The sequence below is a fragment of the Streptomyces spinoverrucosus genome (assembly GCF_015712165.1).
Classification (GTDB): Bacteria; Actinomycetota; Actinomycetes; order Streptomycetales; family Streptomycetaceae; genus Streptomyces; species Streptomyces spinoverrucosus_A.
Genome location: NZ_JADPZX010000001.1, coordinates 4,236,884 through 4,258,840 on the forward strand (window position 1 = coordinate 4,236,884; position 21,957 = coordinate 4,258,840).

Sequence of the window (21,957 nt, forward strand, 5' to 3'; positions counted from 1 at the left end):
ACGCCGTACTGCACCAGACTAACGGCGCAGGGCGGCTGGTTTCCCGGCCTCCACAGGCTGTGTGGAATCCAGATGCGCCCAGACGATGAGGCGGTGGCTGTGGCCCCACTCCGGTTCGCAGGTGGTCAGGGTCAGATAGCGGCCCGGACGTGTGTACCCGGATTTACGTGGCAGCGGGTCGATCACCTCAATGTCCGTGGGCACGGTTTTGTACGGCCCCTGGTCGATCCGGTACGTGAACCAGGTCGTCCCGTCGGTCAGCACCACCGCGTCTCCGGGCCGCAGCCGCGGGAAGTCCTTGAAGGGATCGCCGTAGGTGCGCCGGTGGCCGGCGACGGAGAAGTTGCCCTTCTGCCCGAGCTGCGCGGTTCCGGCGTAGTGGCCGAGGCCCTTCTTCAGGGTGCCGGTGTCAGTGCCTTCGAGGACGGGCTTGTTCCACGTGAAACCAAGCCGCGGGATGTACATGATCGCGAAGGGTTCGCCGTTCTCGTACGGCGCCGGCTTCGGGGGCGCGGCGGAGGCGCCCGGCGCTGGCGGGGCCGTCGTACGCAGGGCGCCCTGGGTCCACTGTTGCTGGAGCCGGTCGATCTGGTCGTCCATGGCGGTGTCGGCCCGCACGCCGGTCCAGAACAGCACGTAGACGACGAAGAGCACGATCACGGTGCCGACGGTGATGCACAGTTCGCTGACGGTCCTGACGACTAAGCGCACCGGCGGCTCCCGAGAAGGCGCTCACTCCATGGGCTGGGCGTATCGCAGATCCACTGTGCCCGAGTAACCGGGCAGAGTCATCGTCCCGTTCTCCTCGACTTTCCAGCCGAGGCCGTAGACGTTGACGTACACCATGTAGTTCTGGATCGCCGGGGAGGCGGTGAGCGCCTGCTGGAGCTTCTCGGGGTCACCGACCGCCGTGATCTTGTACGGCGGTGAGTAGACGCGGCCCTGGAGGATCAGGGTGTTGCCCACACAGCGCACGGCGCTGGTGGAGATCAGCCGCTGGTCCATGACCTTGATGCCCTTGGCGCCGCCCTGCCACAGCGCGTTCACCACGGCCTGGAGGTCCTGCTGGTGGATGACCAGGTAGTCGGGCTGGGGCTCGGGGTAGCCGGGGAGCTTGGCGGTGGCGTTCGGCGGGGCGTCGTCCAGCGTCACCGTGATCGCGTCGCCGGTGAGCTTCTGGGTCCCGGCCTCCTTTTCCAGGGCGGCGAGCTTGTCGTCCTCCGCCTTGGTGCTGCCGTCGTCCCGCTCGGCCAGGGCTTCGACGTCCTCGCGCAGGGCGGCGTTGGCCTCGCCCAGCTCGCCGTTGCTGCGGCTGCGCTCCTGGATCAGGTCCGAGAGCTTCAGCAGGGACGCGTCCGTGCGGATATTGGTGCCCTTGGCGGTGTAGAAGCTGGTGAAGAAAATGAGGCCCGCGAGAGCGAAGACGGCCACCGTGAGCAGCCGCACGGGCCGGAAAGCCCGTCGGCGGTCAGCGCTGGATCCCGTCCCGGGGGAGTCGGCAGAATTGCTCAACGTACCCTTATCTCCTTCGGCGCCACGGAAGCACTACGCTAACGGACGCCCGGGGGAGCGCTCAGTGTCCCCTTGTACGCTGCCCCGAGCCCGACCCAGTTCCCTGCGCGGCCACGCAGCGCATCGACAGGAGAGACCCTCGTGCCGAAGTCACGTATCCGCAAGAAGGCCGACTACACGCCGCCGCCGTCGAAGCAGGCGACCAGCATCAAGCTGCACAACCGTGCCTGGGTCGCGCCGGTCATGCTCGCCTTCTTCCTCATCGGCCTGGCCTGGATCGTCGTTTTCTATGTGACCAACAGTTCGCTGCCCGTCGAATCGCTGGGCAACTGGAACATCGTGGTCGGCTTCGGCTTCATCGCGGCCGGGTTCGGCGTCTCCACGCAGTGGAAGTAGCCGGTCTCCACGCGGTGGGGTGGCGGTCGAAGGACAGGTCACCGGGCGGTGAACAGAGCTCTACCCATGGCTATCCGCTGAGTTATCCACAGCCCAGGGAGCATTTCCACACCTGACCTGGGGAAAAGACGACGATCTGTGGATAACCCATCGGGCGTTGACGCCGGTACGACCGTCGCACGATCTCCCGAAAACATGTTCGCCCCCTGCCTGACCTGCGGAAACGCAAGTCAAAGGCAGGGGGCACATCTGTTCCCGCACAGTGTGCACAAGATCCGCCACACGCTGTGGACAACCACCGAGCTCAGTGGATAACCCCTCGGCTCAGCTGAGCTGGACCGTTCGCAGCAGCGTCACACCGACTACCACGGCCAGCATCAGCGCACAGACGCCGTACTGCACCAGGGCCCGCCGCTCACGCGGGGCGTGCACCATCGCGTAGCCGATCACCAGACCGCCGACGAGACCGCCGATGTGGGCCTGCCAGGAGATGTTGCTCCACGTGAACGTGAAGATCAGGTTGATCGCCAGCAGGATGATGACCGGTCGCATGTCGTAGTTGAGCCGGCGCATGAGGACGGCGGTCGCGCCGAACAGCCCGAAGATCGCGCCGGAGGCACCGAGAGTGGCTGTGGTCGGCGACCCCAGCAGATAGGCCAGTGCGCTGCCCGCCAGACCGGAGATCAGATAGAGCGCCAGGTAGCGGGCCCGGCCGAGGGCCGCTTCCAGGGGGCCGCCCAGCCACCAGAGGCCGAGCATGTTGAACGCGATGTGCCAGGGCGCCTCGTGCGTGAACATCGAGGTGACCAGGCGATACCACTCGCCCTCCGCCACACCTTCCGTCGGCCCCCAGGGCGCCGGCGGCCACGCGCCGACCAGCACCAGGCTGTTCAGCACCGACTCGCGGACCTGGACGAGCAGGAACACCGCGACGTTGATCCCGATCAGGATCTTGGTGAGCAGCCGGGGGTCGGCGACGACCGTGCCGCCCGCGATGGTGCGGGGGCGGGAGGCGTTCGGCCCGTGGCCGGTGCCGGCGGCGCCGCGGACGCATTCGGGGCACTGGAAGCCGACCGAGGCACTGACCATGCACTCGGGGCAGATCGGGCGCTCACAGCGGGTGCAGCGCACGCCGGTCTCGCGGCCGGGGTGGCGATAGCAGACGGGCGCGCTCTGCGCGTCATGCTGGCTGCCCTGCGCCTGGTCCATGAGGTCCCCTCAGTCGTCGTGGCACTCCAACGCCCCGCTCATCTTTACGGACGAGCGGGGCGTTTGGTTCCCACCGGGAGGTCTCGGGCCTCGCGGGACGTCGCGGAGGTCAGCCCTCACGGGGCGTCGCGGAGGTCAGCCCTCACGGGGCGTCGCGGAGGTCAGCCCTCGCGGGACATCGCGGAGGTCAGCCCTCGCGGGACGTCGCGGGGCTCAGCCCTCGCGGGACTCGACGACGACCGCCTCGATGACGACGTCGTTGAGCGGGCGGTCGGTGCGCGGGTTGGTCTGGGCGGTCGCGATGGAGTCCACGACCTTCTGGCTGGCCGCGTCGGTGACCTCGCCGAAGATGGTGTGCTTGCGGTTCAGCCACGCCGTCGGGGAGACGGTGATGAAGAACTGCGAGCCGTTGGTGCCCGGGCCGGCGTTCGCCATGGCCAGCAGGTACGGCTTGTCGAACTGCAGGTCCGGGTGGAACTCGTCCCCGAACTGGTACCCCGGGCCGCCCGTGCCGTTGCCCAGCGGGTCACCGCCCTGGATCATGAAGCCGCTGATGACCCGGTGGAAGACCGTGCCGTCGTACAGCTTGGCCGTGGACTTCTCACCGGTGGCCGGGTGGGTCCACTCACGCTCGCCCTTGGCGAGCTCGACGAAGTTCTTGACCGTGTTCGGCGCCTGGTTCGGGAAGAGCCGAACCTGGATGTCGCCGTGGTTGGTCTTCAGGGTGGCGTAGAGCTGCTCAGCCACGATCTGCCTTCCGTTGTCTTCCTGTGACCCCACGATCCTCGCATGGTCCACGCCCGGCGTCGCCCGACGCCCACTGACAGGCGCGTATCCGGGCGTATCGGTTTGCGGAAATCCGGACGAGTCGCCCCGGGACGCAGGCGCCGCGCGCCGATCCGTGGCATTGTCGACGACAAGCTCCTGTTGCCCCGCATTCATCCGCTATTGCACCGCAACCGTGACCCGGATGCCCGCCCTCACATGCCACGTCGCTCTCCGACAGGCATGATCCGTAAAAGGGTGGAAAGTCGAAATACCGTACGCCACCGAGGAGGAGGAACCCGTGACCCGCATCGACAGCGTGCGCGCCGCGACCGGCTCGGCGAAGGACAGCGTGCTGCACGCCGCGGAAGTGGTGGCGCCCTACGCCGACACGGCCAAGGACCGGGCCGCGCACTACGCACACGAGGCACGCGTACGGCTCGCGCCCAAGGTGTCGCAGGCCGCCGGGCAGGCCCGCGTCCAGTACGCGTCGCATCTCGCGCCGCGCCTGGAGCAGGCCCGCTACCAGGCCCGCACGCATGTGCCGCCGAAGGTCGACCACGCCGCCCACGAGGCCGCCGTCCGCGCCCGCGTGGCCGCACGGCAGGCCGCCGAGTACTCCCGGCCGAGGATCGAGCAGGCAGTGGCCGCGGCCGGGCCCGTCAAGGACGAGGCCGCGGCCCGGGGCGCCGCGGCGCTGGCCGCGCTGCGCGGCCAGGTCTCGCCCGAGGAGATCCACAAGCTCGTCCGCAAGCACGAGCGCCGGGCGAAGGCCGGCCGGGCCGTGAAGGTGCTGGCCGTCCTCGGTGTTCTGGCGGGCGGCGCCTTCGCCGCCTGGAAGTGGTGGGACAAGCAGGCCAACCCCGACTGGCTGGTCGAGCCCCCCGCCGCGACCGAGGTCCCCGAGTCCGGCCGCCTCACGTCGGTGGACGGCAGCGGCCAGTCCGTACTCGACCCCGAGGTACAGGCCAAGCAGGCCGAGGAGGAGGCCGCGGACCGCGACGACCGCGGCTGAGGCCGGCGCAGAGTTCCGAGTCGGATCGCCGTCATGACGGTGGGGCGGGCGCCCTGATGGGCGCCCGCCCCGTCCATTTGACCTCGGAGAGGTCGGTGTGCGCGGGCCGGTCTCGGGTCGGTTCTCGGGGGCAAACGCCAGTCGCGTCGCAGCCGCCTTCGTCGAACGGCCTCAGAGTTCCATGCGGGCACGGCTGTCCGGAGCTGGGCCCCAGCAGCGGGTCATGCGTTCCCGGACGGCTCTCTTGGCGGGATCACGGGGAACGCGGGCGCGTGATCACCACGAGCGGGACGAGCGGGACGAGTCAGGGTTTTCCTACGGCACATCGCTTCCGTGCGCCCACCCCTCCCCGTGACCGCCAACTGCGGGCCCGGGAGTCCGACTTCTACGTGGCCTCGCAACCGCTCACCGGCACACACCTGAAGTCGATCGAACTCGCCCGCGAGGAGGCAAGCGGACGCGCCCGACTGCCAAGCGTCCCTGAACCTCAGGGAGTTCATCGCCAGCGAGCCCTTCATGACCCACCGCGTGCCCGACCGGCACCGCCCCCGCCATCCGCCCTGGCGCGCCAGAAACTCCTTTACTGCTCTCCGGCAAGCTGCGCGGCGTCCCGGCACGTGCGCCTCGAGAACCGGCTGCGGCTCGAATCGAATCGAATCGAATCGGTGCGGAACGCCGGCGGCCAGGCTCAGCTGAAGCGCCGGCCCTGAAGAGGAACACGACAGCGAGGTGGTGCTCAACCACGCCCCTGACGCGTTCTCGGTGCGCAGCAGGTCGTGCAAAAGACCCCACCAACCGCGTTTCCGCAGGTCAGAGGGGTCTTCGATTGTGGAGCCTAGGGGAGTCGAACCCCTGACATCTGCCATGCAAAGACAGCGCTCTACCAACTGAGCTAAGGCCCCGAGAAGAGGGACATCCGCCGGAAGAACCACGTACCGGCAGGCGCCGCAGACCAGAGTAGCGGGTCACCCCCGGTATCTCGCAAAAAGATTGGGGGGTCCCCGTGAACGACCACTCTCCGTAAGATGCTCGGCGTGGTTCGCTACAGCGAACCGCCGTTTTGGGGAAGCGATGGGGAGACGCAATGGACGCCGCACAGCAGGAAGCCACCGCAAGAGCGCGGGAACTGCAGCGGAACTGGTACGGGGAGCCGTTGGGGGCGCTCTTCCGTAAGCTCATCGACGATCTTGGTCTCAACCAGGCTCGTCTCGCGGGGGTACTGGGACTGTCCGCACCGATGTTGTCGCAGCTGATGAGCGGTCAGCGGGCGAAGATCGGAAACCCGGCCGTGGTCCAGCGGGTGCAGCTGCTCCAGGAGCTGGCCGCGCAGGTGGCGGACGGCAGCGTGAGCGCCGCCGAGGCCACCGACCGGATGGAGGAGATCAAGAAGTCGCAGGGGGGGTCAGTGCTCAGCAACACCACACAGACGACGAACAGCTCGGGAGCGCCGACGGTCAAGCGGGTGGTCCGTGAGATCCAGTCCCTGCTGCGCTCGGTGGCCGCGGCAGGAGACATCATCGACGCCGCGGACACCCTCGCCCCGAGCCACCCGGAGCTGGCAGAGTTCCTCCGGGTGTACGGCGCCGGGCGCACCTCCGACGCCGTCGCGCACTACCAGGCACACCAGAGCTGAACCGAGCGGAACCGGGATCGGTCGCAGCGGGGCTGCGCCGCAGGGGTGCGGCACGGGGGTGCAGCGCTCAGGGGTGTGCGGCGCTCAGGGGGTGCGGCGCACGCTGTGAGGGGTCGTGTCACTCACCGAGGGGCAAACAACAGGGGAGCCCTGGGACTGAAGGGGACCGAAGGGGGAGGAGCGGCGCGCAGCGATGGGTGAGGTCTTCGCCGGGCGGTACGAACTGGTCGACCCGATCGGCCGCGGAGGAGTGGGCGCTGTCTGGCGCGCCTGGGACCAACGCCGCCGCCGCTATGTGGCCGCCAAAGTCCTGCAACAGCGCGACGCGCACTCCCTGCTGCGGTTCGTACGAGAACAGGCGCTGCGGATCGATCACCCCCATGTGCTCGCACCGGCCAGCTGGGCCGCCGACGACGACAAGGTCCTGTTCACCATGGACCTGGTCACCGGCGGTTCGCTGGTCCATCTCGTCGGCGACTACGGTCCCCTGCCGCCGTCCTTGGTCTGCACCCTCCTCGACCAGCTCCTGTCCGGCCTCGCCGCAGTGCACGCGGAGGACGTCGTACACCGTGACATCAAGCCCGCCAACGTGCTGCTGGAGGCCACCGGCACCGGGCGGCCGCGGCTGCGGCTGTCCGACTTCGGGATCGCCATGCGGCTGGGCGAGCCGCGTCTGACCGAGACCAACCTCGTGGTCGGGACACCCGGGTATCTCGCGCCCGAGCAGATGATGGGCGCGGAACCTGACTTCCCGGCCGACCTGTTCGCCGTGGGACTGGTCGCGCTGTATCTGCTGGAGGGCGCCAAGCCGGACGCCAAGGCGCTCATCCAGTACTTCGCCGAGCACGGCACCCCAGGTGCGCCCAAGGGCATCCCCGAACCGCTGTGGCAGATCGTGGCGACACTGTTGCAGCCGGATCCGGTGGCCCGGTTCCGCACGGCCACGGGGGCGCGCAAGGCGCTGGCCGCTGCGGCCGAGCTGCTGCCGGAGCCCGGGCCTGATGACGAGCAGATCGAGATCTTCGACCAAATCGGACCGCTGCCACCGGGATTCGGACCGGACGGTCCGCTCACACGGCGTGGCCGGACCCGGGAGATGGGATCGGACGAGGCGCCTGCGGGCGGAACGAGCGGGGGGCCGTCCGAGGGGCCTGGAGGACCGTTCGAAGCTCCGCTGGTCGGGAACGACGGCGGCGCTCACCAGGCACCCCGGGCCGGAAACACTGGCAGGCCGTCCGAGGCACCGCTGGTCGGGAACGACGGCAGCGCTCACCAGGCACCCCGGGCCGGAAACACTGGCAGGCCGTCCGAGGCACCGCTGGTCGGGAACGACGGCGGCGCATACGGGGAACCGCGGGTCGCAAACGCCGGGAGGCCGTCCGAGGCGCCGGTGAGCGGGAGAAGCGGGGCCCTGTCCGAGGCGTCGCAGATCGGAGAGGGCGCGGGCGCGTCCGGGGAACCGCGGGTCGCAAACGCCGGGAGGCCGTCCGAGGCGCCGGTGAGCGGGAGAAGCGGGGCCCTGTCCGAGGCGTCGCAGATCGGAGAGGGCGCGGGCGCGTCCGGGGCAGCGCGGGTCGGGAGAGGCAGCGCGCCACCCGAGGGATCGCAAGTGGTTGGCAGCGTGGTGCCGCCCGAAGGGCCGCGAGTGGGAACCGGCGGGACACCCCCCGAAGCGCCGCAAGTGGGAACCGGCGGAGTGCCCCCCGAGGGCTCCCCAGCGGGAAGCCATGCCGTGCCGCCCGACGCCGCGGATAGCCAGAGTTTCGTGGACCTGCGGCCCGGCACGGGTGCCGTAGCCGCAGGGACCGGCGCCACGGACGTACCCACCGATCCACAGCATCAGACCGCCACGCCCCAGCAGCCGACCAGCATGTCCGACACCGGCAGCTTCCACCTGCCGCCGCCCCAGCCAACCGTCACCACCCGGCGCTCCCCCACAGATCCCGAACAGCCCCAGTGGCAACAGAGCAGCACTCCACAGCCACAGCAGCGACAGCACTACCCACACCCCCAATACCCCCCACAACCACATCAACCGTCCTTCGCCTCCCCCCAACCACAGGCACCGCTCCACCCCACCTCGCCGCCCTTACAGGCCGCCCCGGTGACGCCACAGCGCGCTGATGTCTCTACTGCTTCGTACACCGCTCAGGACCCGCAGGTTCCACCTTCGGCGCCCTCAATTTCACGGCCGCCCGCCGGGCATCGCCGAACCGTTCGACGCCCCGGCCGACGCGCCGCCCGCCGACCCGGCCCACCCGCCAAGGCGGTTGTCCCGCTGCTCCTGCTGGCGCTGGTCTGCTACGCAGTGGGCTTCTGGGCGCTGACCCGCATCTGAGCTCGGCGGCGCGGAGACCCCCGTTTTAGCCGGCGAGCCCACCCCTCCGCCGCGCCACAGCCGTCCACACCCCGAGCCCCACGAGAATCACAGTCCCCGCGCCGATCCCGCCCACGGCCACCGCGGTCATCGTTCCGCCGTCCCCGTCGCCCCCGGCCTCCCCCTCGGCACCCGCACCCGCCCCCGGGCCCCCGCCCGAGCCCCCTTCGCGGACCTGGAAGATGCCCTCCGGCACCGACTGCCCGGCGTAGGCGGGCCCCTCCTGCGCCGCCCCCTTCAGCCCCACACGCAACGTCAGCCCGAACGGCCCGTCGCCGAACTCCTCGGCCACCTCCGCGGAGAGATGCACGGCGAGGTAGTAGGAGCCGGCGAAGCGCATTCCGCTCACGCGGTCGGTGAAGGAGTGACGGTTGGCATGGTCGACCGGCGGGAGCGGAGCGAGTGCGGCCGTCCGCTGTTTGCCGTCGTAGCCGACGCTCTTGTCCGCGACAAAAGCACGCACGGGGTTGTAGAGGGAGACGTCCAGCGCGCTGCCCGCGTAACCGGAGCCGGCCGTGGCCGTGCCGAGTTCGCCGGTGGCGGACAACTGCTGGCCCCAGTCGACGGGAACCTTGTAGAAGAGCGTCTGCCCGGGTGCGATGTCGTCGGTCCAGACGCCCTGTCCCAGGTCGGTCGCGCTCGCGAAACCGGCACCGCCCGGCCGCCGTTCGGGCTCGTCCGTGGGCGGTGCGGGCGTGGCGGAGTCCCAGGCCTCCGGCGCCTTCGTGGCACCGGCCTGCGCCAGTCCCGGCTCCGCCACCGCGGCGAGCTCCAGGTCCCAGGCGGCCGGCGCGGAGTCCGTCGTACCGGCGCGTTCGACGACGACGTAATACGTGCCCGCCCCCTGGCAGCGTGTCCCGCCCACCTCACGCGCCCCACCCGCCGCGATCGGATGCGGGCTGCGGGCGGCACCGAAGGTCGTGGTGTCGGTGGAACAGGACCTGCCGTCGGCGTCCTGCACGGACACCTCGATGCCCTCGATCGCGGAGACGCTGGCGTCCGGGTCGGGTACGGCGGTGGCGGAGACGTACGCGTTCGAGGTGGCGTCGAGTACGAGGCGGTAGTACGCCTTTCCGCCCGCCGGGAGGGTGCTCCGGTACGTCCTGCCGGGCTCCAGGCGCACGGCGTCGGTGGTACCGGTGGCGGCGGGGACGGGCCGGGCATCCTCGGAGAAGGCGTAGGACGAGGCGGACGCGAAACCGGATACGGAGGCCGAAGCCGGCGCGGAGCGCGATAAAGGTGCCGACGCCGACACGGGTGCGGAGGTCAACACTGGCGCAGACCCTGATACCGATACCAACCCCGGTACAGGTGCGGACGCCGATGCCGGCACGGACGCCGATACGGGCGCGGTCGCCGATATTGGCACGGACGCGGAGCCCGTCGGCGTCGTCCCGGCGGCCACTGCAACTCCCGACAGCCCCACCGTTCCCGGCAGTACCAGCAACGCCCCCGGCAGCAGCGCAGCCACCGCACACCCCCACGCCGTACGCCGCCGCCCGATCACGCGTCACCCACCCCCGGGGAGTTCCGACCTCGAACCGTCCGTGCCCTGGCTCATCCTGCCTCGCGGGCCCTGGGCCTGCACCCGCGTACACGCAAAACCCCGACCGCGATGCGGCCGGGGTCTGTTCAGATTCGGTTGTCGGTACTCACGAACCCGTGGGCACGGAGTCAGTCGCCTCCGTCCACAGATCCTGCTCGGCGCGATCCGCCTGGATCTGGCGGTACACGAGGAGCCCGCCGATGGCGGCCAGTGCGACCAGGAGAAGCTTCTTCACCGCGCGACCTCGTCTTTCCTTGACGTAGGGGACCTCTGGCGCCCGACTATACACACCGACCGATATCGATCGGTGACCTGCGCGGCGCCCCAACTCCCCACCGGAATCCCGCACTAGAACCGGCCCAGGACGCCGGCCTACAGCGGACGGCACCACTCCGACCTGAGGGTGATCACACCCCTACGGAGGGTGAGTTTTGCCCCGTCTTCGCCGCCCTCCTCCCTCCTTCCAAGCTTTTCGGGCTCCTTGCACCCATCCGTGTGGTGTTCATCGGAAGATCCACGCGCCATCGGCGTCGGTCCACCACTTCGCGAGCCCTATACACATCATGAGGAAAGTACGCAAATCGCCCGACCCGAAAGTGAGGGGCCATGGCCCGGAACAAGGTCATGCAGCTGTGGAACATCGTCGTCACCGCCTTCCTCGCGCTGCTCACGGCGCTCGGATTCATCACCACGTCCGCCTCCGCGGCCGTACCGCAGACCGAGTCGGCTCGCAACAGCACCGCACACCTCCCGGCTCCGACGGTGTCCCCCTGGGCCTGGGCCCATGCCCGGTCCCTGCCCCCACGATGAAACAGCGCATCCGGGCCGAGGCCCACGGAAAGTCCCCCCGCTGCCGGCACCGCCCGCTCGCCGGGACCGATCAGACCGCCGCCCCCGCCGCTGCCGCTCAGATCGACGACTGCGATACGGAGCCGCCCGCCGCCGCCGACCACGTGTCGATTCCCCTCCAGCGCTGAACCTTCGCCCCGCCTCTCCTCCTTATCCTTGCCATCCCCTTCACGCCCCTCATCCCCTTCACCCTTTTCATCCCTGTCGTCACGGCGAACTTGCGTACGCCGCCCCTACGTCGAGGCCCGGCCACTCCCACAGTGGCCGGGCCTTGTGGCGTCACCCGGCCGATGCGGCCCACGGACGTTCTCGCTCAGCCGGTCTTCGGCACTCCGCTGATCACATACTGCTGGCCACGGCTGTCGTCACACGGCCGAAAGGTCGCCTCGGTGCCCTCGTCCGGTGTCGGCCGGGCCGCTGCCACGCACTGGCCCGTGTCGAGGCGCAGCACATACGTCCGCCCCTCGCCGTCACCGCTCGTCGCGCGCTCGATCCGGAACCGGGTCGCCGCGGCGCACATCTCCCACGGTTCCAGCAGGCCACGGGCCGCACCGCTGGTGCGCGCCTTCAGGCAGCCGTCACCGTGCTCGGGGTGCCGCCAGCGCACGTAATACGTGTCGTGCCCCGCCGGTACGAGGTCTGTGACCGGCGGCGCGGCCTGTGAGCAGGCCCGATGGACCGCCACATGGGATTTGTACCGGCCGTCCCGGACGAAGCCGTCGGTCAGACACAGCGCGGGGGACTGGACCGGCCGCAGACGCACAGGGCCGTCCGGGATCCCGGCCGCGGTATCGGCGTCGCTCTGCCCTTCACTGTCGCGGCCGGTCCGCCGTTCCTCGGTGCCGGGTCCCATCGCGTTCAGGGCCCAGACGGCGAGGCCGGCGAGGGCGAGTGCCGCGATGGCCGTAACAGTTGTCGCGACGCGCGGTCGCCGCCGTCGGGGCACGCCGTGCGCTTCCTCCCGCTCCCCTCCGGCAGACTCCGCAGCCGACGCAGGCACTCCAGGCCCCGCAGGCAACGCCGCAGGCACCGCCTCACTTGCGGCGATCCGCTCCCGAGCCGCCAGCCACTCCTCGACGCGCGTCTCGACCGCGGACCCGTCTCCGACCCCGTTCGCGCACGCCCGTACGAACGCGGCCACCAACTCCGCCCGAGGCAGGGCGTCGCGCGCGAGCGCGTTGGCCAGGGTGCTGCGCGCCAGCACATCGCCCCGCGCCGCGGCCCGTTGTTCGAGTTCCCGGTAGGTGAACCCGCAGGACTCCTTCACCTGTCGTAGCAACGCCACGAATTCGGCGGCGTCCCTTGCCTGTTCGGGGCGCGGCACTTTCCGGGTCTCCATGACCCACCAATGTCTCCGGCTCCCCGGACGCCCCACAATTTCGGATCACGCCAATTCCCGCACGCTTCCGATCACCTTCCTGTCGCGTTACCGCCGCCGCGACGACCTCAATGCCGGCCAGTCGAGGTGCTACCTGCTCCCGCCCCTGGCCGCCCGCAACGCCCGTATGTCCCGGACGAGCACCCACACCGGCACCAGCACCAGCCCGCCCCCCGCTCCGGCCCAGAGCACCGACCCACCCGCCCGGTACTCCTGCACACCACCGACGGCGAGCATCACCAGTCCACCCCGCACCGACACACCCCTCACTCCGCCCCACCACCACGCCCCCTCCAGGACTGACCGTGACGACTCGCACCACTGCGTAACCACACCATCGCAGACACCACTGACAATGCCCCGCCCCGGCGAAGGGCAGGGACGGCGATCGAGCGGGCACTCCCAGACCCCCTCTGAGAAAATCGGAACCACGACTCCCTCACGACGGCCCGCACCTCACGGAGAGGCACGCTCGTGGACTTCGACGCTGTCGCCGACGAGCTGTACGGGCTGCGGCCGGAGCACTTCACCACCGCCCGCGACAGGCACGCGGCGGCAGCCCGCAAGGCCGGCGACCGCGCCCTCGCCGAGAAGATCGGCAAGCTGCGCCGCCCGAGCCTGTCGGCGTGGGCGAGCAACCTCCTGGTCCGCGAACAGCCCGACCAGGTCGAACCGCTGCTGAATCTCGGAGAGGGCCTGCGCCAGGCACACCACGATCTGGACGGCGCCCAGCTGCGCGAACTCATCCGACAGCAACGCGTCCTGATCAGCACGCTGTCGCGGCAGGCCGGACAACTCGCCGCACAAGCCGGTCGCCCGATCACTCCCGACGCCCAGCGGGAGGTCGAGAGCACCCTGCAGGCCGTCCTCGCCGATCCGGACGCGGCGCGGCAATGGGCAGCGGGCAGGCTGGTCAGGCCGCTCGACGCCGCTGTCGGCTTCCCGGCGGTCGCACAGGACGCCGTACGACGTGCTCCTGCCGTGTCCGCGGCGCCACCGCCGGCTACCCGCCGCAAGAGCGCGGCGGACGAGACCCGGCGCGAGCGGTTGGCGAAGGCGCGCGAGGAAGCGGAGAGCGCCACGGCCGAGCTGCGGGCCGCCGAGGAGGAGGCGCAGACGGCCGCCCACGACGCGGAGGACGCCAAGAAGCAGGCGGACCAGCTGCGACAGCGCGTCAGCGGCCTGGCCGAGGAACTGGAACGGGCCGAGGAGGAGCACCGGCAGGCCGTGGCCGCCGAACGCCAGGCCCGGGAGCGCGCCCGCTTCGTCGACCGCCGCGTGACCGAGACCCGACGCCGCGCCAAATCCGCGGCGGCACGCGTAGAACGCCTGACCGCAGACAATCCGTGATGCAGACAGCCCGTGACCGAGAGCCGCGACGGCGGAAGCGGAACCGGAACCGGGAACGTCAAAGAGCACCCCCTCACGTGAGGAGGTGCTCTTTTCGCTGGTGGGGCTAACAGGATTTGAACCTGTGGCCTCATCCTTATCAGGGATGCGCTCTAACCAACTGAGCTATAGCCCCGCCGCGCTCTGCGGTGTGTGTCCCGCGCGCTGACTCCTGAAGATTAGCGCACGACTGGGGCAGTCCCAAAATCGATAGTCGCAGGACGTTTAAAGGGGCCCGTCACTCGTCCTCGGCCAGCGTCAGTTCCACCCCGCCGACGAAGCCCGCGGAGAGGTTGTAGATGAACGCGCCGAGCGTCGCCAGCGCCGTCGCCAGGAAGACGTCGATGACCGCGATGATCGTCGTGAACATCAGGACGTTGGGCAGCGACAGGAACGCCTGCAGGTCGAAGCCGTTCGACTCGTTCGAACCGGTCGCCTCGGAGATCGTGCCGCCGACCGTGGAGAAGACGCCCATCGCGTCCATGACCATCCACAGCACCGCCGACGCCACGATCGTGCAGATGCCGAGCGCGATGGAGAGCAGGAAGCTGACCTTCATCACCGACCACGGGTCGGCCTTGGCCACCCGAAGCCGTGCCTTGCGCACCCGCGGCGTGGTGCGCGCCCCGGTGCGCGGCCGGCGTACCGCGTTTCCGGGAGCGGGCGTCTGGTAGGCCTGCGGCGGGTGGTACGGCCCGGAGGGCTGCTGCTCCGGCTGTCGCTCACCGGGCAGCGGGGAGGCCGCCTGCTGCGGCTGGGCGGCGCCCGGAGCGGCCGAGCCCGCTCCAGCCGCGTACTGCTGGGTCTGCGAACCTCGGGCGTCCGTCACAGTTCCCCCCTGGGATCCATGAGTGTCAGGCGAGTTCGAGGATGTCTGGGCATCCTTCGCGGACGGCTTGACCGCCCGCAGTTGGGTGGTGTGCGAGTCCTTCGCAGGCGCGGCGGAGCCACGGCCGCCGCCGTCCGTCTCCGTGCCGGTCGAAGTACCGGCCGGGGTACCGGTCGATCCGGCGCCCGTGGCTCCGCTCACGCTGACTCACTCCTCGTGCTACTCGGCCGAGGGCGCCTCGCCCTCGTCCGTGCCGGTGGTGACGGCACCCTCGGCGGACTCGTCGGCGGCCAGAACACCGTCGACCTCTTCCGCCTCGCGTCCCGCCTCGGCGTTTCGAGCGATACCGACCACGGCATCGCGCTTGCCCAGATTGATCAGTTGGACGCCCATGGTGTCACGGCCCGTCTCCCTGACCTCGTTGACTCGCGTGCGAATCACACCGCCGGACAGCGTGATGGCGAGGATCTCGTCGGTCTCCTCGACCACCAGCGCGCCGACGAGCGAACCGCGGTCCTCGACGATCTTGGCAGCCTTGATGCCGAGGCCGCCGCGACCCTGGACGCGGTACTCGTCGACGACGGTCCGCTTTGCGTACCCGCCGTCTGTGGCAGTGAACACGAACGTACCGGGTCGAACAACATTCATCGAGAGCAGTTCGTCTCCCTCGCGGAAACTCATGCCCTTCACACCGGATGTCGCACGTCCCATCGGGCGAAGCGACTCGTCCGTCGCGGTGAACCTGATCGACTGCGCCTTCTTGCTGATCAGCAGCAGATCGTCGTCCGGCGACACGAGTTCGGCTCCGATCAGTTCGTCGTCGGAACCGTCCTCCCGCTCACGCAGGTTGATCGCGATGACACCACCCGAACGCGGGGAGTCGTAGTCCTTGAGCGAGGTCTTCTTCACCAGGCCGCCCTTGGTGGCCAGGACCAGGTACGGCGCCGCCTCGTAGTCGCGGATGGCGAGGATCTCGGCGATCGCCTCGTCCGGCTGGAAGGCCAGCAGGTTCGCGACGTGCTGCCCGCGCGCGTCCCGGCCGGCGTCCGGCAGCTCGTAGGCCTTGGCCCGGTAGACGCGGCCCTTGTTGGTGAAGAACAGCAGCCAGTGGTGCGTGGTCGACACGAAGAAGTGGTCGACGATGTCGTCTTCCTTCAGCTTCGTGCCGCGTACGCCCTTGCCGCCGCGCTTCTGCGCCCGGTAGTCGTCCGTCTTGGTGCGCTTGACGTAACCGCCGCGGGAGACGGTGACCACGATGTCCTCTTCGGCGATGAGGTCCTCGATGGACATGTCGCCGTCGTAGGGGATCAGCTTGGTCTGGCGGTCGTCGCCGTACTTCTCGACGATCGCGGCCAGCTCTTCGCTGACGATGCCGCGCTGGCGGACCGGCGAGGCCAGGATCTGGTTGTACTCGTTGATCTTCGCCTGGAGTTCGTCGTGCTCCTGGACGATCTTCTGGCGCTCCAGGGCGGCGAGGCGCCGCAGCTGCATCTCCAGGATGGCGTTGGCCTGGATCTCGTCGATCTCCAGCAGCTGCATCAGGCCTGTACGCGCGATCTCGACCGTGTCACTGGCCCGGATCAGCGCGATGACCTCGTCGATGGCGTCCAGCGCCTTCAGCAGGCCGCGCAGGATGTGCGCCCGCTCCTCGGCCTTGCGCAGCCTGAAGCGCGTACGGCGGACGATGACCTCGATCTGGTGCGTCACCCAGTGGCGGATGAACGCATCGAGCGAGAGCGTCCGCGGGACGCCGTCGACCAGCGCCAGCATGTTGGCGCCGAAGTTCGTCTGCAGGTCCGTGTGCTTGTAGAGGTTGTTCAGTACGACCTTGGCGACCGCGTCCCTCTTGAGCACGATGACGAGACGCTGACCGGTACGGGAGCTGGTCTCGTCCCGGACGTCCGCGATGCCGCCGATCTTGCCGTCCTTCACCAGGTCGGCGATCTTCTGCGCGAGGTTGTCCGGGTTCACCTGGTACGGCAGCTCGGTGACCACCAGGCACTGGCGGCCCTGGATCTCCTCGACCTCGACCACCGCGCGCATGGTGATCGAGCCGCGGCCGGTGCGGTACGCCTCCTCGATGCCCTTGCGGCCCACCACCAGGGCGCCGGTCGGGAAGTCGGGGCCCTTGATGCGCTCGATGAGCGCATCCAGCAGCTCCTCGTGGCTGGCCTCGGGGTGCTCCAGGTACCACTGGGCGCCGGACGCGACCTCGCGCAGGTTGTGCGGCGGGATGTTGGTCGCCATGCCGACCGCGATGCCGGCCGAGCCGTTGATCAGCAGGTTCGGGAACCGGGCGGGCAGGACGGTCGGCTCCTGGGAGCGGCCGTCGTAGTTGTCCGTGAAGTCGACGGTCTCCTCGTCGATGTCGCGGACCATCTCCATCGACAGCGGCGCCATCTTGCACTCGGTGTAGCGCATGGCCGCCGCCGGGTCGTTGCCCGGCGAGCCGAAGTTGCCGTTGGAGTCGACGAGCGGCATCCGCATCGCCCACGGCTGGGCGAGGCGGACCAGGGCGTCGTAGATGGAGCTGTCGCCGTGGGGGTGGTAGTTACCCATGACGTCGCCCACGACACGCGCGCACTTGTAGAAGCCGCGCTCGGGGCGGTAGCCGCCGTCGTACATCGCGTAAAGGACGCGGCGGTGGACGGGCTTGAGGCCGTCCCGGACGTCCGGCAGCGCACGCGAGACGATGACGGACATCGCGTAGTCGAGGTAGGAACGCTGCATCTCCGTCTCGAGCCCGACGGGCTCGACACGGAGGGTCTGGCCCTCGTCCTCAGGCGTGACAGGAGTGTTCTCGTCGGCCATAGCTGGTGAAGATCCTTCCTGGTGCGGTCAGCTGGGACCGACTCAGATGTCGAGGAAGCGGACGTCCTTGGCGTTGCGCTGGATGAACTGGCGGCGAGCCTCGACGTCCTCGCCCATCAGGACCGAGAACAGCTCGTCGGCCTGCGCGGCGTCGTCGAGGGTGACCTGGCCGAGGACGCGGTGCTCCTGGTCCATCGTGGTGACGCGCAGCTCCTCGGCGTTCATCTCACCGAGACCCTTGAAGCGCTGGATCGAGTCCTCCTTGATCCGCTTGCCGCGCTGGCGGCCCATCTCGATCAGCGCGTCGCGCTCGCGGTCGGAGTACGCGTAGTCGACGTCCTCCCGACCCCACTTGATCTTGTACAGCGGGGGACGGGACAGGAACACGTGGCCCGCCTCCACCAGCGGCCGCATGAAGCGGAACAGGAAGGTCAGCAGCAGGGTGTTGATGTGCTGGCCGTCGACGTCGGCGTCCGCCATCAGGATGATCTTGTGATAGCGGAGCTTCTCGATGTCGAAGTCCTCGTGCACACCGGTGCCGAAGGCGGAGATCAGTGCCTGGATCTCCTGGTTCTGCAGGATCTTGTCGATCCGTGCCTTCTCGACGTTGAGGATCTTGCCGCGGATCGGGAGGATCGCCTGGTACTCCGGGTTGCGGCCGGACTTGGCCGAGCCGCCGGCGGAGTCACCCTCGACGATGAAGATCTCGCACTTGATGGGGTCGTTCGACTGGCAGTCGGACAGCTTGCCCGGCAGCGACGCGCTCTCCAGCAGGCCCTTGCGACGGGTCAGGTCGCGCGCCTTGCGGGCCGCCACGCGCGCGGTGGCCGCCTGGATGCCCTTGCGGACGATGTCCGCGGCCTCGTTCGGGTTGCGGTCCAGCCAGTCGTTGAGGTGCTCGTAGACGACCTTCTGCACGAAGGTCTTCGCCTCGGTGTTGCCCAGCTTGGTCTTGGTCTGCCCCTCGAACTGCGGCTCGCTCAGCTTGACCGAGATGATCGCCGTCAGACCCTCGCGGATGTCGTCACCCGTGAGGTTGTCGTCCTTCTCGCGCAGCAGCTTCTTGTCGCGCGCGTACTTGTTGATCAGCGAGGTCAGCGCGGCGCGGAAGCCTTCTTCGTGCGTACCGCCCTCGTGCGTGTGGATGATGTTGGCGAAGGAGTAGACGCCCTCGGTGTAGCCGTTGTTCCACTGCATGGCGACTTCGAGGGACAGGTTCTTGTCCTTGTCCTCCGCCTGCAGGTCGATGACCGACGGGTGCACCACGTCTCCCTTGCGGGAGTTGAGGTAGGTCACGAAGTCGACGATGCCGCCCTCGTAGTGGTACGTGACGGTCTTGGGCTCCTGCTTCTCGTCCGCGCCCGCCTCGTCCGCGCCCGCCGTGGCCTTCGCCGACTCACGCTCGTCGGTGAGCTTGATCGTCAGACCCTTGTTGAGGAACGCCATCTCCTGGAAACGCCGCGAGAGCGTCTCGAAGGAGTAGTCGGTGGTCTCGAAGATGTCGCCGTCGGCCCAGAAGGTGACCGACGTGCCGGTCTCCTCGGTGGCCTCGTGCTGGGCGAGCGGGGCCGTCGGGACGCCCATCTTGTAGTCCTGGGTCCAGCGGTGGCCGTCGGTCCTGACCTCGACGGCGACCTTGGAGGACAGGGCGTTCACGACGGAGACGCCCACGCCGTGCAGACCACCGGAGACCGCGTAGCCGCCGCCGCCGAACTTGCCGCCCGCGTGCAGCACGGTCAGCACGACCTCGAGGGCGGGCTTGTTCTCGGACGGGACGATGCCCACCGGGATGCCTCGACCGTTGTCGATGACCCGGACCCCGCCGTCGGGGAGGATCGTGACGTCGATCGTGTCCGCGTGCCCGGCCAGCGCCTCGTCGACGGAGTTGTCGACGACCTCGTAGACGAGGTGGTGCAGTCCTCGCTCACCGGTCGAGCCGATGTACATGCCGGGTCGCTTGCGGACCGCGTCCAGACCCTCGAGGACGGTGATGGCGCTGGCGTCGTACGAGGCCGTGACCTCGCCGTTCGAGGCGTTGGCCGCGGCGTTCACGCCGGCGTCGGTGGACGGGATGTTCTCGTTGGGGTTGCCGGAATCGGCCACGAAGCGCCCTTTCTGGCACAGCACGAGCCGGGCTCGTCGGCGGGTTGCCGGAGCGGCTGCGGCATGTTGCGTTGGTAAGCCTTGTTCAGCGTTGCTCAGCTTTTCCCGGACGGTCCCCACGATCGGGGCGGGATTGTCTCCCAGTCTACCGGTAGCGCCGACAGTGATGGGGGTTTGCCGGTACCTGAGTCCGCATGTGCCGCCCTGAACCATCCTCGGCCGGGTCCCGATATGCGGAAGGGGGCTCCAAGAGGCTCACAGAGGCACTCAGCGCTTCGGGGTGTCAACCCTTCGCTACTCCGGGGTCAGCTCAGGATTCGCAACCGCGTGCGGTTGTACGACGATCAGTGCGCACCTATGGACAACGGCGACCGCCGAGCCCCGCCGACGTGGCGTAGGTCACTCACAACACGTGATGCAGTTCACCCTCAGGTCGGGCGGCTCACCCGTAGGTGTCGCCGGGTCCGGTGCTCCCCGGGGCGCGCAGGGGGCCGTAGCGACGGGCGGGACCGCTGGGGCCGTACACCTTGATCGCCTTGACCGCGCCGTGGCCGAGGTCCTCGTTCAGGCGCGCGACCAGCGTGGGGGCGAGCAGCCGCAGGTTGGTGGCCCAGGCGGTGGAGTCGCAGCGCACGACGAGCACCCGCTCGTCCTCGTCGTACTTCTCCGGGACACAGTGTTTGGCCACGTCGTCGCCGACGATCTGCGGCCAGCGGCCCATCACGCCGCCCACCGCGGCCGGGGCCTCCCAGCCACGGTCGCTGATCAGCCGGTTGATCGCGGCGCCGAGCGCCATGGGGTCACGGCCGTCGGCGCGCGCGCCGGAGCGCAGACCGCCGCGGCGCGCCTGCTTCTTCTGCTGGACCGCGTCCCCACGCGCGCGTGCGGCCTCCTTCGCCGCCCGCAGCGCCACGCGCGCGAGGTCTACGCCGGAGGGCTCGGGGGCCTTCCTGGGTGCCGGTTCGTCCGTGGTCATGCGCGCTCCACCGTCCCGCCCGACACGGTGTACCGCGCCCCCGCCAGCACATGCGGTACGTCGTCGTCGACGGCGGCCGTCACCAGCACCTGCTCGCCGGGCGCCACCAGCTCGGCCAGCCGCTCTCGGCGGCGGGTGTCCAGTTCGGCGAAGACGTCGTCGAGGATCAGCACGGGCTCGTTGCCCTCGGCGCGCAGCAGGTCGTACGAGGCGAGGCGCAGGGCCAGCGCGTAGGACCAGGACTCCCCGTGGGAGGCGTATCCCTTGGCGGGCATCTCGCCGAGTTTGAGATTCAAATCGTCCCGGTGGGGTCCCACAAGGGTCACGCCCCGCTCGATCTCCTGCTTGCGGGCGTCCGCGAGCGCGGCCATGAGCTGCTCGTAGAGGGCCTCGCGCGTGTGGGCGTCGCCCGGGGACGACGGCTTGTACTCCAGGGCGAGCGGACCGCCTCCGGGGGCCAGTTGCTCGTACGCCTTGTCGGCGAGCGGCTGGAGCGCGGAGATCAGTTCGAGGCGCTGGGCGAGCAACTCGGCGCCCGCGCGCGCGAGGTGCTGGTCCCAGACGTCGAGGGTGGACAGGTCCATGGACCTGCCGCCGTGCCGGCGGGCCAGCGCGGCCGACTTCAGCAGGGTGTTGCGCTGCTTGAGGACCCGGTCGTAGTCGGAGCGCACGCCGGCCATGCGCGGGGAGCGGGCGGTGATCAGCTCGTCGAGGAAGCGGCGCCGCTCACCGGGGTCGCCCTTGACCAGGGCGAGGTCCTCGGGGGCGAACAGCACCGTCCGGACGATGCCGAGCACGTCACGCGGCCTGACCTGCGAGGACCGGTTGATGCGGGCGCGATTGGCCTTGCCCGGGTTCAGCTCCAGCTCGAGCAGCTGCTGCCGCTCGCCCTGCCTGACCTGGGCGCGGATGATCGCCCGCTCGGCGCCCACGCGGACCAGGGGGGCGTCGGAGGAGACGCGGTGGCTGCCGAGCGTGGCGAGGTAGCCGACGGCCTCGACGAGGTTCGTCTTGCCCTGGCCGTTGGGGCCGACGAAGGCGGTGACGCCCGGGTCGAGCGGGACTTCGACCCGGGCGTACGAGCGGAAGTCGGCGAGCGACAGATGCGTGACGTGCATGGTGGTGCGCCGACCTCCCCCAGTGTCCTGTGTTGCTGGTTGCTTCTTCTG

18 protein-coding genes, 2 tRNA genes and 1 pseudogene are annotated in these 21,957 nt (G+C 69.5%); 6 read left to right on the top strand and 15 right to left on the bottom strand.

Annotated features, from left to right (window positions below; genetic code table 11):
* Window positions 1–18: 18 nt before the first annotated feature.
* Window positions 19–711: a class E sortase gene (locus tag I2W78_RS19055; RefSeq protein WP_196461494.1), complete on the bottom strand. Its 693-nt coding sequence runs from the start codon at window positions 709–711 to the stop codon at window positions 19–21.
* Window positions 712–732: 21 nt separating this feature from the next.
* Window positions 733–1,512, bottom strand: a complete 780-nt coding sequence (locus I2W78_RS19060) for a DUF881 domain-containing protein (RefSeq protein ID WP_196461495.1) — start codon at window positions 1,510–1,512, stop codon at window positions 733–735.
* 141 nt (window positions 1,513–1,653) lie between these two features.
* Here I2W78_RS19060 and crgA point away from each other — a divergent pair, with 141 nt between their 5' ends.
* Window positions 1,654–1,908 (top strand): cell division protein CrgA, encoded by a 255-nt coding sequence (crgA, locus tag I2W78_RS19065; RefSeq protein ID WP_196461496.1) that lies wholly within the window; start codon window positions 1,654–1,656, stop codon window positions 1,906–1,908.
* A 324-nt stretch (window positions 1,909–2,232) separates the two neighbouring features.
* Here crgA and I2W78_RS19070 read toward each other — a convergent pair whose 3' ends face one another.
* Both I2W78_RS19070 and I2W78_RS19075 read right to left on the bottom strand, forming a co-directional pair.
* Window positions 2,233–3,117, bottom strand: a complete 885-nt coding sequence (locus tag I2W78_RS19070) for a rhomboid family intramembrane serine protease (RefSeq protein ID WP_196461497.1) — start codon at window positions 3,115–3,117, stop codon at window positions 2,233–2,235.
* Between the two features lie 213 nt (window positions 3,118–3,330).
* Window positions 3,331–3,864 (bottom strand): peptidylprolyl isomerase, encoded by a 534-nt coding sequence (locus tag I2W78_RS19075; protein WP_196461498.1) that lies wholly within the window; start codon window positions 3,862–3,864, stop codon window positions 3,331–3,333.
* A 319-nt stretch (window positions 3,865–4,183) separates the two neighbouring features.
* Here I2W78_RS19075 and I2W78_RS19080 point away from each other — a divergent pair, with 319 nt between their 5' ends.
* On the top strand, window positions 4,184–4,897 hold the full coding sequence (locus I2W78_RS19080) for a DUF5324 family protein (protein ID WP_196461499.1): 714 nt from the start codon (window positions 4,184–4,186) through the stop codon (window positions 4,895–4,897).
* An 829-nt stretch (window positions 4,898–5,726) separates the two neighbouring features.
* On the opposite strand, the gene I2W78_RS19085 is transcribed toward I2W78_RS19080, so the two are convergent.
* Window positions 5,727–5,799 (bottom strand) — tRNA-Ala (locus tag I2W78_RS19085).
* Between the two features lie 182 nt (window positions 5,800–5,981).
* Here I2W78_RS19085 and I2W78_RS19090 point away from each other — a divergent pair.
* Both I2W78_RS19090 and I2W78_RS19095 read left to right on the top strand, forming a co-directional pair.
* Window positions 5,982–6,530 carry a helix-turn-helix domain-containing protein gene (locus tag I2W78_RS19090; protein ID WP_196461500.1) on the top strand — a complete coding sequence of 183 codons (549 nt, stop codon included), beginning with the start codon at window positions 5,982–5,984 and terminating at the stop codon, window positions 6,528–6,530.
* A 193-nt stretch (window positions 6,531–6,723) separates the two neighbouring features.
* Window positions 6,724–8,868 (top strand): serine/threonine-protein kinase, encoded by a 2,145-nt coding sequence (locus I2W78_RS19095; RefSeq protein WP_196461501.1) that lies wholly within the window; start codon window positions 6,724–6,726, stop codon window positions 8,866–8,868.
* 25 nt (window positions 8,869–8,893) lie between these two features.
* Here I2W78_RS19095 and I2W78_RS19100 read toward each other — a convergent pair whose 3' ends face one another.
* Both I2W78_RS19100 and I2W78_RS40565 read right to left on the bottom strand, forming a co-directional pair.
* Window positions 8,894–10,180, bottom strand: a complete 1,287-nt coding sequence (locus I2W78_RS19100) for a hypothetical protein (RefSeq protein WP_374222681.1) — start codon at window positions 10,178–10,180, stop codon at window positions 8,894–8,896.
* Between the two features lie 379 nt (window positions 10,181–10,559).
* Window positions 10,560–10,688, bottom strand: a complete 129-nt coding sequence (locus I2W78_RS40565) for a DLW-39 family protein (protein ID WP_003999697.1) — start codon at window positions 10,686–10,688, stop codon at window positions 10,560–10,562.
* Between the two features lie 371 nt (window positions 10,689–11,059).
* Between I2W78_RS40565 and I2W78_RS19110 the strand changes: the two are divergent.
* Window positions 11,060–11,430, top strand: a pseudogene (locus I2W78_RS19110) (DUF6344 domain-containing protein).
* 185 nt (window positions 11,431–11,615) lie between these two features.
* Here the strand turns inward: I2W78_RS19110 and I2W78_RS19115 are convergent.
* Complete coding sequence (locus tag I2W78_RS19115; protein ID WP_196461503.1) at window positions 11,616–12,641, bottom strand: XRE family transcriptional regulator; 1,026 nt, start codon at window positions 12,639–12,641, stop codon at window positions 11,616–11,618.
* Between the two features lie 129 nt (window positions 12,642–12,770).
* Entirely contained in the window at window positions 12,771–12,935 is a 165-nt protein-coding gene (locus I2W78_RS19120; RefSeq protein ID WP_196464846.1) for a hypothetical protein, read from the bottom strand.
* A 219-nt stretch (window positions 12,936–13,154) separates the two neighbouring features.
* Here I2W78_RS19120 and I2W78_RS19125 point away from each other — a divergent pair, with 219 nt between their 5' ends.
* On the top strand, window positions 13,155–14,030 hold the full coding sequence (locus tag I2W78_RS19125) for a hypothetical protein (RefSeq protein ID WP_196461504.1): 876 nt from the start codon (window positions 13,155–13,157) through the stop codon (window positions 14,028–14,030).
* 98 nt (window positions 14,031–14,128) lie between these two features.
* On the opposite strand, the gene I2W78_RS19130 is transcribed toward I2W78_RS19125, so the two are convergent.
* The 6 genes from I2W78_RS19130 to recF all read right to left on the bottom strand — a co-directional run bounded on the left by I2W78_RS19130 (window position 14,129) and on the right by recF (window position 21,906).
* Window positions 14,129–14,205, bottom strand: a tRNA-Ile gene (locus I2W78_RS19130).
* Window positions 14,206–14,307: 102 nt separating this feature from the next.
* Entirely contained in the window at window positions 14,308–15,099 is a 792-nt protein-coding gene (locus tag I2W78_RS19135; RefSeq protein WP_196461505.1) for a DUF3566 domain-containing protein, read from the bottom strand.
* An 18-nt stretch (window positions 15,100–15,117) separates the two neighbouring features.
* Complete coding sequence (gene gyrA / locus I2W78_RS19140) at window positions 15,118–17,709, bottom strand: DNA gyrase subunit A (RefSeq protein WP_196461506.1); 2,592 nt, start codon at window positions 17,707–17,709, stop codon at window positions 15,118–15,120.
* Between the two features lie 42 nt (window positions 17,710–17,751).
* The gene (gene gyrB / locus I2W78_RS19145) at window positions 17,752–19,812 is read right to left on the bottom strand and encodes a DNA topoisomerase (ATP-hydrolyzing) subunit B (RefSeq protein WP_196461507.1); all 2,061 of its coding nucleotides are present in this window, start codon (window positions 19,810–19,812) and stop codon (window positions 17,752–17,754) included.
* Window positions 19,813–20,254: 442 nt separating this feature from the next.
* Entirely contained in the window at window positions 20,255–20,788 is a 534-nt protein-coding gene (locus I2W78_RS19150) for a DUF721 domain-containing protein (RefSeq protein WP_196461508.1), read from the bottom strand.
* The gene (gene recF / locus I2W78_RS19155; protein ID WP_196461509.1) at window positions 20,785–21,906 is read right to left on the bottom strand and encodes a DNA replication/repair protein RecF; all 1,122 of its coding nucleotides are present in this window, start codon (window positions 21,904–21,906) and stop codon (window positions 20,785–20,787) included. Before recF ends, I2W78_RS19150 begins: the two co-directional genes overlap by 4 nt.
* Window positions 21,907–21,957 lie beyond the last annotated feature (51 nt).

Bases quoted from the DNA above. Each gene is read 5' to 3' on its own strand.
- I2W78_RS19095 (WP_196461501.1), top strand. From the start codon at position 6,724: ATGGGTGAGGTCTTCGCCGGGCGGTACGAACTGGTCGACCCGATCGGC.
- recF (WP_196461509.1), bottom strand. From the start codon at position 21,906: ATGCACGTCACGCATCTGTCGCTCGCCGACTTCCGCTCGTACGCCCGG.
- gyrA (WP_196461506.1), bottom strand. From the start codon at position 17,709: ATGGCCGACGAGAACACTCCTGTCACGCCTGAGGACGAGGGCCAGACC.
- I2W78_RS19070 (WP_196461497.1), bottom strand. From the start codon at position 3,117: ATGGACCAGGCGCAGGGCAGCCAGCATGACGCGCAGAGCGCGCCCGTC.
- I2W78_RS19115 (WP_196461503.1), bottom strand. From the start codon at position 12,641: ATGGAGACCCGGAAAGTGCCGCGCCCCGAACAGGCAAGGGACGCCGCC.
- I2W78_RS19150 (WP_196461508.1), bottom strand. From the start codon at position 20,788: ATGACCACGGACGAACCGGCACCCAGGAAGGCCCCCGAGCCCTCCGGC.
- I2W78_RS19090 (WP_196461500.1), top strand. From the start codon at position 5,982: ATGGACGCCGCACAGCAGGAAGCCACCGCAAGAGCGCGGGAACTGCAG.